An 11982-nucleotide genomic window follows, 5' to 3' on the forward strand; every position below is an offset into this window, starting at 1 on the left:
AGCATATAATTCTAATGAAACAATTTATGGCTTGACAGAAGGCTCATCTTATTATGTAAGAATATCAGTATATAATAAAGATTTTCATTCAACAAATAGTAGCAAAGATGGCAATCTTGTAGCTGTATCACAGAAGCAGTTAGTCAGTACAAATCCTTCAGAGGTACAGAACCTGAGACAGACAGGAGCAACAAAGAATTCTATATCTATGGAATGGGATCCAGTAGCAGGTGCATCATATTATCGGATACTCATATGGGAAAACTATGAGTATAAGACAATCGCAACTTCAAATACAAATTCTGCTACAATTAGTGGATTAGATCCTTCCAGTGAGATCAGGTATTATGTGGCAGCTGTAAAAAATGTAAATGGATATGAGGCTGTAGGCGATGAATCAGAATCTTCTTATATGAAGACAGTTCCAAAGAAAGTAACCAGAGTAGCAATAACAGACTTATACGATAATATTAAGGTATGTTATTATGGTTGGACATCTTGCGAGAAAGCAGATGGATATCAGTATGAAATTACTAGCTTAAATGGAAAGAAAAAATATTATAAAGCTACAACAACCTCTACAAGTGCTCGTTTAACAACATATCCTGTAGGTGCATTTACAAAGGCAAGAGTAAGAGCATATGTTGAAATTAATGGAAAGAAAACATATGGTCCATGGTCAAATTATGATTATAATGCTTGCAGTAAGGACGTTACAGCAAGAAGAAGTAAAAATGGTAAGAAAATTACGTTGAAGTGGAAAAAGGTAAGTGGGGTATCAGAATATCGAATTTACATTTCAACTAAAGAAAAGAAAGGTTACAAAAAGGTTGCAACTGTAAGTTCCAAGAAATCAAGCTATACAATTACAAAGTATAATAAGAAGAAACTGAAGAAGGGTCAGAAGTATTATGTACAGTTAAGATATGTTGGTAAGAATGGAAAGAAGAAGGTTGTAAGTAACATATATAGTTATGTACGTCTTTAATAAACAAAATTGGTAAGAAGTCATATAAGGCAGATGCAACTTGGTAAACATATACATATATGAGCAAGTATTATTAAAAATATTACTTTAACAATCATAAAAGTATCTGGTAAAATTTAAAACACCGGAGGAATCATAGTTTTTTGCGATATGGTTTCTCCGGTGTATTTATTTTTCAGGCGAGACATGGTTTTGTGCATAATTAACAAAAATAAAACACCAAATTGACAAAATAAATAAAAACGAGTACTCTGAAATTACAGGGTACATTTTATATAGGTATTTTGTGCATCAAAAAAATAGAGGAGAGTATTTTATGGGACAAAGAGTAGTAAAAAGATCATTTCTATTGGTTGCAGTCATGTCAATCATGTTATTTGCAATGAGTATTACGGCATTTGCAGATGGCGGAGTGACAGGACTTAAGCAGACAGGAGTATCTGCATCAGAAGTAGCAATCTCTTATAACGAGGTAACGAATGCATCCGGATATTTAGTATACTATGCAGGCAGTGATGGTGTATGGCAGCGACCATATGGTCGGACAGAGGTCTCACAGCTAGACAGCAGATCAAACAGTGTAACAATATCAGGTTTGAAAGCAGCAACTGTTTATACAGTAAAAGTTGTTCCCGTATTTATTGTAAATGGTACATATGCAACAGATGAGAATCAGGCAGGTACATTGCAGGTATTTACATCTCCGAATGTAGTTACAGGTCTGAAACAGACAAAGGCAACAGCAAAGACTGCAACATTATCATGGAAAAAGGTAAGTGGTGCGAATAAGTATTATATCGTAAACAGTTCGAGAACAAAGATCATTGCAAAGACAACAAAGACTTCTGTTACTATCAAAAAATTAAAGACAGGCTCTGCAAATATATATTATGTGTATGCAGTAAAGAAATTTAATAAAAAGAATGCGATATCACAGGGAAAAGGGCTATATGTCTTTACAACACCCGGAAAACCAACAAAACTGGGGGATTATAAGTTAGGAAATTACATCTGGAAACCAACAGAAAGTAATCAGATAACGATTGGATGGAACAGAAGCAAGAAAGATAAGTATTATTCATCAGGATATCGTTTGGAGATTTATTCTTTAGAGGGCAAGAAGATAAAGGTGTATGATATCAAGAATGGTCATACATTATATAAAAAATTCACCGGTATGAAATCCATCAGAAACAAAGGCTTCAAATGCAGAGTTACCGGTTATGTCAAGTTGAATAAAAAGAAATTCTATGGAACAAAGTCAGACTGGAAGGTAATCATTCCACAGCCCGGTTTCAAGATGACAAGAACCGGATACCACACAGTAAAACTTAACTGGAACTCTATCAAGAATGCAACAGGTTATACTGTATATGCCTGTAAGGATATGAAGGCAGAGAAGCCGGCGTTCTATAAGGTAAAAGAGGTAGGGGCAGGTACAACTTCCTGTGAAGTAAGCAATCTTACAAGACAGAGATATGTTGGATTTTATGTTATTCCAACTGTAAAAGTAAAAGGAAAGACATATAAGCCGGCTCCAACGTGGACGATATATGGATATTTGAATTAATATGCGTTAATCATTGAATTAAGAACTATAAAAGTCATGGGAATATGTAATTTGTACAGATAACATTTCTTGTGCAGTAAAGGACTTCTATGGGGTAAAATGTATATTTGTAAAGAATGCATTTGAACCTGTAGAAGTTTTTTATATAAAAAAAGATATTGACTATAAATATAAAATTTGATATTTTTGTAATATAATTTTAACAAAAAGGAAATGATTTAAATGAAAACAAAGAAAATATCAATTATAAGGATGATTATAATGACTGTTATTGCGGTCTGTTTTTTTTGTAATCTGACTATGGTTGCACATGCTGAAAATGATGTAACAGAGATCAAGCAGACGGCTGCCGGCGAGAATACAGTTATGGTAAGCTGGAAAAAGGCAGAAGGTGCGTATGGTTATAATGTATACATATCGACAGATGGTGTTACTTTTGTAAGGACAACAAAGGGAAGCGAATGCGATGTCTATAATGATACAAAGAAAAAAATCAGTAATCTTACAGCAGGAAGTACATATTATGTATCAATAGAGGCAGTATATAAGGACAGTGAGGGAAATATCACATCGGGAACGATGTCTGATAAAGTGGAAGTCGTAACAGCTCCAAGTGCATCTAAGATATTCACATCATCTATAAAAGAGACAAAGACATCCCCGAATGCAATCTCTTTTAAATGGGGAAGTGTTCGAGGTGCAAACAGATATATCTTATATGTTAACGATAAAAAGATAGCAACGGTAAAGAAGACCAGTGCAAAGGTAAAAGTAAAGGTAGGTTCTGTGAATACAGTTCGTATCACACCGGTTCGACAATCAACATCCGGATTCCTCGCAAAGGGTGGTCATGCGGAAGCGTACGACCTCTATGCTGCGCCGGGAAAACCATGCAAAGTAGCATCTTTTAAGAGAAATAATTATACATGGTATCCGACTGTCAGCAATAAAGTTATGGTCGGATGGAATAAATCTGCCCGTGACAAATATGAACCGTCAGGATATCAGGTTCAAATTTATTCTTTAAAGAATAAAAAACTGAAAACATTTAATACTAAGAAGACAAAAGTAAGATTTGATATCCCTGCGGTGAAGGGAAAGGGATTTAAGGTTCGTGTAAGAAGCTATGTTAAGATCAACAATAAAAAATGCTACGGAAGATGGTCAGACTACAAGGTAGTGATTCCTCAGGCAAAGATCAGTATCCAGAGAACAGACGAGACAACGGTTACCGTAAGGTGGAATAAGGTTACAAATGCAAAGCGTTATTATATTTATGCTTGTAATGACATTAAAGCGGCAAAGCCATTATGGAAAAAAGTAGCTGTTGTTGGTCCAAATACCGGAAAATATGAATATAATAATTGTATCGTAGGAAGATCTACTGCGATTTATGTTATTCCGGAGGTAAAGGTTGGTAAGTCATTATATAAAGCTGCATATGTGTGGTATTTATATATGGATATTAAATAAAAAGTTCTTGACAAACCCAATATCCTTTGATATCATGTACTAGCGTCAAAATTTAATATCCCTGGTGGGAACATTTCATTTAGGCATTTTGCAGAAGTACTCAAGTGGCTGAAGAGGCGCCCCTGCTAAGGGTGTAGGCCGTTTGCGCGGCGCGAGGGTTCAAATCCCTCCTTCTGCGTATTCTATCTGAATTATTAAGTCATCAGTTGAAAGCAGATCGTGAACGGAAGCAGATATTAGAATTTTGACAGTGGTATTCCTCGATAGCTCAATGGTAGAGCACTCGGCTGTTAACCGAGGGGTTGTAGGTTCGAGCCCTACTCGGGGAGCTTAGCGAAAGCTAATTGAATAAATGGCGCGATAGCCAAGTGGTAAGGCCCCGGTCTGCAACACCGTCATCGCCGGTTCAAATCCGGCTCGCGCCTCTTTTAAAGAGATTGGAATGGTCCAGTCTCTTTTTTAGTTTGCACAAAGTTCTCCTGGTTTACTTTTATAGGGTGGTTTGATATAATATTTTCGGGAGTTTGTTCATTTTTTTATTTGGTGACTCTTATAGGAGGGTTTATGACGCAAAGAAACAAGGAACAACGAATTAATTACAAATTAGATGAAACCATACAGGTAGATCAAAATGAGATAAAAATATATAATGTGCCTTTTGCGGGAAATTCTAATACATGCAGAGAAGTGTTTGTGAAAGGTGATCGTGTTCTGGAATTCAATATTTCAGGAGATCTGACACTGGATCAGCTTGCACAGAAGCCGGTATTCAGGGATGAACTGGTTGAATATCTGTATAGTATCAGCAGACAGCTGGTTTCCATGGTACATAATGGATTGAAGTTAGAAAAAGTTGTATTCGATCTGAAGTATATGTATGTGAGATTGAGTGATTTCAGTATACAATTAATCTATCTTCCGTTTGAAAAGGTAGAACCAATGGAAGGACCGGATGCATTTATCCGTTGTCTGTTAAACAAGATGACGTATGCACACACATCTGCGCTTGAGTGTGCCAATCAGATCATTGATTATCTGAATAGTCAGAAGGAATTCAATGTAATACAATTTAATTTGTTTGTAAAGGAATTACGTTTAAAGAGTCAATTGCTTCTGATAGGTGAGCATGTGTCTTCAGAAAATAAAGAGAAAGCAGCGAATTCAGCGAAGACAGAATCAGCGATTCTGATAGCGGAGGAAGCTGCAAGAAATGCAGATATTGCGAGAATGCAGGCAGAGAGCGAAGCCAAGAGACTGACAGCTTATGCAAAACAGCAGGCAAAGGTTGCAAAAACAGCAGAAGAGATGCGTATGTTGGCAGAAGCTGCAAGAATACAGGCAGAAATCAATCGGCAGAAAGCAGAAAAAGAATATCGGGATCAATCGCAGACAGCAGTTCTGTATGCCTGTCAGGTGCAGGAGCAGCCAGATGATGCTGTAAGAAAAGAATATGAAGAGGCGAAGTTGCGTGCTGAGACAGCAGCTAAGAAAGCGGAGGAAGAATTCAGAAAAGCATCAGCGGAATCTGAACGATTGGCAGAGGAAGTAAGAGCTGCCAGGGAAGAAGAAATGCGTGCAGAAGAAGCAAGGATGCGTGCAGAATATGAAGCAAGAAGAAATTATAAAGAAGCTGAAAAACAGGAGAAGGAAGCCCGACGGAGAAACGAAGAGATTGGAAGACTGTCAGAGACTAGACAGACGAACAGGATTGATCCGGAGGAAGATGAGACAGTTGTTCTTACGAATGTAACAGAGAAAATCGGAAAAATACCGGTACTGATTCGGGAAAAAACCGGTGAACAGATTTATATTAATAAGCAGGCATTTTGTATAGGAAAAGCAGATCAGGGTGTCGATTTTAAGATCACGGATAATAAATCCGTAAGCAGGAGGCATGCTTATATTACAAATATAAATGGTATTTATTATCTTCGAGATAATAATTCCACGAATCATACATATTTGAATGGTGATATGGTCTATAGCAATGTGGAGATCGTTATTCCGGATAACAGTAGTATCCGGCTTTCAAATGAAGAATTTTTATTTAAAATGAATTAGGAGGAGCGGAATATGTTTTGTGACAATTGTGGGTGTGAGATTGCGCCAGAGGTGAAAATCTGTCCTGTCTGTGGAAAGAAAGTAGAGGATATGAATCCGGCAGGTATTACGGATGCCGGTACGATCGAAGATGTTTCTACAACAGCAGACGATAAAGCCGAGACAGCAGATGTGATGAAACAGGCATCAGATATAGAAAAGAATCTATCCGATGCTGCAGATAAAGAAAGTGCAGATGTCATTGATACAGATGATATGGAAGAAGAAGGGACTACTGTTTTAAAAGCAGTTGATCTGGAAAAAGAGACCTCTGTTGATGAAGATGAAGAAGGAACAACGGTTCTGAATTCCGATATGTTAAAGGGATCGGCACCAAATGGAATTCCATCATTCCAGAACAGACCAATGGGAGTGAACAATCAGCCAATGCAGGGACGTCCAATGATGGGACCAAACGGTCAGCCGATGCCGGGACGTCCGGTGATGGGACCAAACGGTCAGCCGATGCCGGGACGTCCAATGATGGGACCAAACGGTCAGCCGATGCCGGGGCCGAATGGTGAGGATAAGAAAAAGAACAAGAAGAAGGAAAAGGCTCCAAAGCAGCCAAAGCCACAGAAAGCACCTAAGCCACCGAAAGAGCAGAATGCTTCAAAGGAAAAGAAGGGCAAGGGCGGCAAGATCGCTCTGATCGTTATTCTTATCGTGATCGTTCTTGCAGGTGGTGGAGCTGCAGCAATATTTGTTCCTAAGTTCATGAATTATAATAAAGCTGAGGATGCTTTAAAGAATGGTAAAGTAGATGAGGCAATTGACCTTTATAATAAAGCAAAGCCGATCAAAGATTCTAAGACCAAGGTAAATGGTGGAGCATATTTTGAATACGCAGAGAATCTGTTTGCAGCCGGAAACTTTGTTGAAGCTGCAGATAATTACAGAAAGGCAGCAGGTCTTAACTATGAGGGGGCTGCTCAGAAGGAGAAAGAGAGCTACTTTAGTCAGGCCGAAAAGCTGTATGGTGAGGCAAATTACACAGAAGCAGCAGATTATTATGAGAAAGCAGGAGATGTAAATGGTGCAGCCGATAAGGTAAAAGAATGTTCTTATATGAATGGTTGTGCATTGGAAGGTGAGAAGAAGTACGATGAGGCCATTCAGGCATTTACCGCAGCCGGTGACTATCAGGATGCAGCCGAAAAAATTAAGGAATGTTATTATAATGATGCGGTTGACAAGATGGCAGCAGGCGATTATATTAATGCAAAAGATTTATTTGTAAAGTCAGAATATAATGATTATGCAGATAAAGCAAATGAGTGTCTGTGCTTACTGGCAGAACAGTATGTATCACAGCAGGATTATTCAAAAGCGATCGAGACATATGGTCAGGTCGATTCTTCCTATAAGGACTGTACAGCAGATATAGACGCTGTGCGAATCAAATGGGCAAAGCTTTTGAGTGATGGAAAAGATTATAAGGCAGCAGTAGAGATGTATAGTCAGGTTACGACCAAGGATATGACTAAAAAGATCAACAAAGCAAAGTCTAAATACATCAAGGATCATTTTGACAGTAACGATGAGACTACTATGAATTACATCTGTGATCTTCGTCAGGCAGGTTATGACTCAGCAGATGATGATTATACAGCACTGACAGGCTGGTTTATTGAGTCATTTGTAAATGATGACAAGGAAGATTATAAGAGTAAGAATGATTCAGCTTCATCTGATAAAACGATCTATATCCATACGATGTTTTTAACAGAGAATGATGTAACAATGAACCTGAAAGGTTACGTTGTATATTCAGATGGAACAAAGAGCAATGAAGTTACATTTGGTGAAGTGAAAGACAGATATACAACGTGGATGAGCATTGATTCCTCACAGGCGATCAAGGGAGCAGCTACGTTATACATATATGAGATTGATACAAACCGATTGATAGAGAAGTATGTATTTACTATAGAATAAAGATCGGAAAATAGTACAGATAAAAAGCGGCTGTATTCTGAATTAAGAGTTGCAGACGCTTTTTATGCCGAAGTATGTAGAAAGGAACAGTGGACACATGGAGTCAGTCAGCAAGAGAACAATGTCCAATCAGAATACGGGGAATACAGTACAGCAGATGGAAAGTGAATTTACTCCCGGAGTAGAGATCAAGATCATTGTAGCGGTTATTTTCCTTATGGCGTTCGGTCTGGTCATGATCTTCAGCGCGTCCAGTTATACATCATCTATAAGCAGTGCTACGAATTATGATTCGGCATTTTATTTTAAGAAACAGTTGAAAATGATTATTTTGGGAATGGTGGCTGCCGGAGTGGTAAGCGTGATTCCGTATAAGGCATTTAAGAAGGTCGGACCTTTGATGTATGGTTTATCGATCGTTTTGATCTTTGCTTTAAAAACGCCACTTGGTATAACATCCGGCGGTGCGACCAGATGGTTGAATCTTGGAATAATCCAGTTACAGGTTGCCGATGCTACAAAGGTATGTATGATTATCTTTATGGCATATTATGTCAGCAAATACTGGAAAGAAATGCATAAGTTTCTTAGGATATTTAAGCTGTGGCTGTTTATTGCATTTCAGGCAGGACTGATTCTTGCCATTTCTTCAAACCTGAGTAGCTGTCTGATCTTATTATTGATGGTATTTGTTCTGACCTTTATCGTAGGTAAGAATCCATCCCTGCATATCGGAGTCGGAGTGTTTGGTATTGTCGCTGTGATTATATTGATCATATGGTTGAAGGCAACAATGCCGCTTGAAAGTGAGATGGATAAGTATCCGTATCAGATCCAGCGTTTCTTCGGATGGATCGACCCGGAGCGTTATGCCGGCTCACTTGGTTATCAGCCATTGCAGTCCTTATATGCCATCGGAAGCGGCGGCTTACTTGGAAAGGGGCTTGGAAATGGTACACAGAAGCTGAGTAATATTCCGGAAGCACAGAATGATATGATCTTTGCGATCATCTGTGAGGAGTTGGGATTGGTTGGAGCGATCATTATGTTCCTGATGTTCGGCTATCTGTTGTATCAGATGTTTATTGTTGTAAGAGAATCGAAGAATCTATATGGAAGCGTAGTTGTAATAGGAGTTATGCTTCATATTATCTTTCAGATTATAGTTAATGTATGTGTTGCTGTGAACTTTTTCCCGAATACGGGTGTATCCCTTCCGTTTATCAGTTCGGGTGGTTCGGCGATCCTATGTACCATGATCGAGATCGGTCTGGTGCTTGGCATACGAAGACAGCAATGTAATAGAAAATATTCCAGAATAAATTAATTGAGGAGAGATTATGAGAAAAATAGGAAAAGGCTTAATTCTGACTGCATTATTTGCAGTCTGTACAGTAGGAATGATCGGGCTAAATCTGGATGCTGCAACTTTGCAGAATAAGGATCAGAAGAGTTATGATATCGAGATCATGACAGATGGACAGATCCCGGGCGCAGACAGTTCGACGACAGAAGCGCCAACAACAGAAGAACCGACAACGGAAGCTCCAAAGAATGGCTGGGTAAAAGAGCCTGATGGTAGAAAATACTATGTAAACGGTGTTGCAAAGACGGGAAGTCATGTAGCGATCAAGGACAGTAATGGCAAGAAATATTATTATTCTTTCGATAAGAAGGGTAATCTTGTGTATGGTCTTGTGAAGGTAAATGGTAAGCTGTACTATCATTCTTCAAGTGACAAGAAGCATCCGGGTGCAGCTGTTACTGGATGGCAGCAGATAAAAGGTAAGAAGTATTATTTCAGCAAGAAGACCTGTGCAGCTTATACAGGATATAAGAAGATAGGAAATTCCAGATATTTCTTTGACAGCAAGGGAAGGATGCTGACAAAGAAATGGAAGACGGTTGAGAAAAGAAAGTATTACTTTGGCAAGGATGGCAAGGCTGAAACAGGACTTGTGAAGATCAGTGGAAAGAAATATTATTTCAGTAAAAAAGGTGTCCTGCAGAAAAGCAAATTTGTAAAATATAAGGGAAAGAAGTATTACCTTGGAAAGACAGGTAAGGCTGCAGCAGGTGAAGTAAGGAAGGTAAATAGTAGCTACTATTACTTTAATAAATCAGCAAGCATGATAAAGAGTTCCTGGATTAAGACATCGAAGGGCAAGTACTATTTTGGTAAGAGCGGAAAAGCCTATACCGGATCACATAAGATCAATAATAAGGTGTATGTATTCCGTTCAAACGGAACGTTGGTAACACAATCAGGTCTGGTGACGATATCCGGCAAGACTTATTATATGAACAGCAATGGTACAGCACAGACCGGATATAAGAAGATTGGTGATGCATATTACTATTTTGGTAAAGATGGTGTTATGTATAGAAAGAAATGGGCGTATGTCGGTGGATATAAGTTCTATTTCTGTTCTAATGGTAAGCGTGCAGTCGAAGTAGATGATGTCATCGGAGATCAGGATGCTTATGAGATCATCATTAATAAGAAAACCAATGTTGTAACTGTATATGCAAAGGATGGAAAGAATGGATATATTATTCCGGTACGTGCTTTTATATGTTCTACCGGTGTGAGCACACCACTTGGTACATTCCATACACAGAGCCGTTACAGATGGCATGAACTGATGGGACCATGCTGGGGGCAGTGGTGCAGTGGTATCTACGAAGGCTATCTGTTCCATTCGGTATACTACAACGATGTAAATAATAACAATGCACTTAGCGTAAATGCTTATAATAAGCTTGGCACAACATGTTCACATGGATGTGTAAGACTGACAGCAGGAGATGCAAAGTGGATTTATGATCACTGCAGTGTCGGAACAAAGGTAACGATCATTAATGAAAGCGGCAGAGATCCATTTCCAAAGCCAACTGCATATAAGCTTCCATCATGGCATACATGGGATCCGACAGATCCTAATATGCAGTATAAATGTAAACAGAAGGGCTGCCACTAGGGAGGACGATCGTGCACACGATTATTAAAAAACTATTTGCGATATCTTTAATATGTATATGTATGTGTGCCTGTGTGTCCTGCAAAAAGGAGGAGACACAGACGGAAGGAACAACAGAGGCGATAACGAATGGATCGGTAGAAGATTCTTCGGCGTTTATTCCGTTGGGAATGGTCATTGATGTTTCACAAAATGATATGATCAAAGATGTAACTTACGAGATAAAAGACACAGAGATCGCTGTTGTGAATTTTAAATATAATGGACTTCAGTGTCAATTTCGGGGATCGGCAGTTCATAATGAATTTGATCTGGCCGGTGTTCAGAATAATGGTGACGGAAATATGGTTGTAACTTCTGTAGGAAGTTATAATGCGACCTATTATAAGCTGGATCCCGGAAGAGTGGTATTCTGGAGCGATGAAAATATTCATTACAGTCTGTATGTATATGTTACGGCGGAAGATTCTGTGTTAGAGGAGATTTTGTCAAATCTGATATTTGAGAATCATTATACGGAGCGTGCCGATGTAAAGAAAAGTACAGAGGCAGCAGCCGAAGAGTTTGCCGGACAGGTTATAACGATCATTCAGAATAAGGATATGCAGGCCTTATCAGAGATTATGAATTATCCGCAGGAGCTTGGAAGCGGACAGTCGATCGGAAATATAGATGAGCTTATGGCGATTCCGGCAGAAGATATTTTTACAAAGGATATTCTTGAAGCCGTGAATGAAGATTCTCTGGCTAACCTGCGACAGGGCAGAGATGGCGATTCTTATCTTATTGGTTCAAATTATAAAAACATCTATTTTCGAAAAAATGCAGATGGAGATTTTAAAATTGTAAAAATAAATAATTAAGAATAGAAAGCAGCCCATTTAGCTGCCCGTAATGCAAAAACTGCCCCTGCAAAATAAGTGTGAAGATTA

At 38.6% G+C, this 11982-nt stretch carries 8 protein-coding genes and 3 tRNA genes; all 11 read left to right on the forward strand.

Features of this window, described 5'->3' with window-relative positions:
* On the forward strand, positions 1-988 hold a 988-nt coding region (locus CLOL250_RS00005), incomplete at its 5' end, for a fibronectin type III domain-containing protein (RefSeq protein ID WP_044944474.1).
* Between the two features lie 316 nt (positions 989-1304).
* Positions 1305-2558: a fibronectin type III domain-containing protein gene (locus tag CLOL250_RS00010; RefSeq protein WP_008399743.1), complete on the forward strand. Its 1254-nt coding sequence runs from the start codon at positions 1305-1307 to the stop codon at positions 2556-2558.
* 222 nt (positions 2559-2780) lie between these two features.
* Positions 2781-4031 (forward strand): fibronectin type III domain-containing protein, encoded by a 1251-nt coding sequence (locus CLOL250_RS00015; protein ID WP_008399744.1) that lies wholly within the window; start codon positions 2781-2783, stop codon positions 4029-4031.
* Between the two features lie 90 nt (positions 4032-4121).
* Positions 4122-4209: transfer RNA gene (locus tag CLOL250_RS00020), tRNA-Ser, on the forward strand.
* A gap of 79 nt (positions 4210-4288) precedes the next feature.
* A tRNA-Asn gene (locus tag CLOL250_RS00025) sits at positions 4289-4360 on the forward strand.
* 25 nt (positions 4361-4385) lie between these two features.
* Positions 4386-4456, forward strand: a tRNA-Cys gene (locus CLOL250_RS00030).
* A 139-nt stretch (positions 4457-4595) separates the two neighbouring features.
* A complete protein-coding gene (locus tag CLOL250_RS00035) occupies positions 4596-6092 on the forward strand; it encodes an FHA domain-containing protein (protein ID WP_008399745.1) in 1497 nt (498 codons plus the stop codon).
* Positions 6093-6104: 12 nt separating this feature from the next.
* Complete coding sequence (locus CLOL250_RS00040) at positions 6105-8069, forward strand: DUF4366 domain-containing protein (protein WP_008399746.1); 1965 nt, start codon at positions 6105-6107, stop codon at positions 8067-8069.
* A 64-nt stretch (positions 8070-8133) separates the two neighbouring features.
* Positions 8134-9396 carry an FtsW/RodA/SpoVE family cell cycle protein gene (locus CLOL250_RS00045; protein ID WP_008399747.1) on the forward strand — a complete coding sequence of 421 codons (1263 nt, stop codon included), beginning with the start codon at positions 8134-8136 and terminating at the stop codon, positions 9394-9396.
* Positions 9397-9409: 13 nt separating this feature from the next.
* Entirely contained in the window at positions 9410-11050 is a 1641-nt protein-coding gene (locus CLOL250_RS13185; protein ID WP_008399748.1) for a L,D-transpeptidase family protein, read from the forward strand.
* Positions 11051-11124: 74 nt separating this feature from the next.
* A complete protein-coding gene (locus CLOL250_RS00055; RefSeq protein ID WP_147554277.1) occupies positions 11125-11913 on the forward strand; it encodes a hypothetical protein in 789 nt (262 codons plus the stop codon).
* Positions 11914-11982 lie beyond the last annotated feature (69 nt).

The sequence above is a fragment of the Clostridium sp. L2-50 genome (assembly GCF_000154245.1).
In the GTDB taxonomy this organism is placed as follows: domain Bacteria; phylum Bacillota; class Clostridia; order Lachnospirales; family Lachnospiraceae; genus Coprococcus.